The organism is Arthrobacter sp. SIMBA_036, assembly GCF_046535135.1.
In the GTDB taxonomy this organism is placed as follows: Bacteria; Actinomycetota; Actinomycetes; order Actinomycetales; family Micrococcaceae; genus Arthrobacter.
Genome location: NZ_JAWRXG010000096.1, coordinates 1 through 302, shown reverse-complemented (window position 1 = coordinate 302; position 302 = coordinate 1). Strand labels below are relative to the sequence as shown.

General features: G+C 63.6%; 1 pseudogene. It reads right to left on the bottom strand.

Annotated elements, in window-relative coordinates:
• Positions 1-276: pseudogene (locus tag SB659_RS19275) on the bottom strand (hypothetical protein); the annotation flags it as partial.
• Positions 277-302: the final 26 nt, after the last annotated feature.

Genomic DNA, 302 nt, shown 5'->3' with positions numbered 1-302 from the left:
CGTCTCGCCGTGCCAGCTCTTTTCCTTCCGCTCGCTCATGGCGTTCGTCATCGAGGCCGATCGCGCCTGAATGGTGATCGTATCTGGGGCGCCGGCGTGTTCGACTTCGTTGATCGTGAAAGACCCCTTGTCGACGAGGCCCGTGTCGGCCCATCCGATCGACGCGCGCACAACTTCGCCGCGCTTCGGAATTGCGAGCTTGCCGTCTGAGTCGTCGAGCACGAGCGTCAGCGAGTCGGCCTCGTCCGATCGCGACTCGTCGATCGAGAGGCTCACAAGGCGTGGCTCGATCTTGCCCGTCA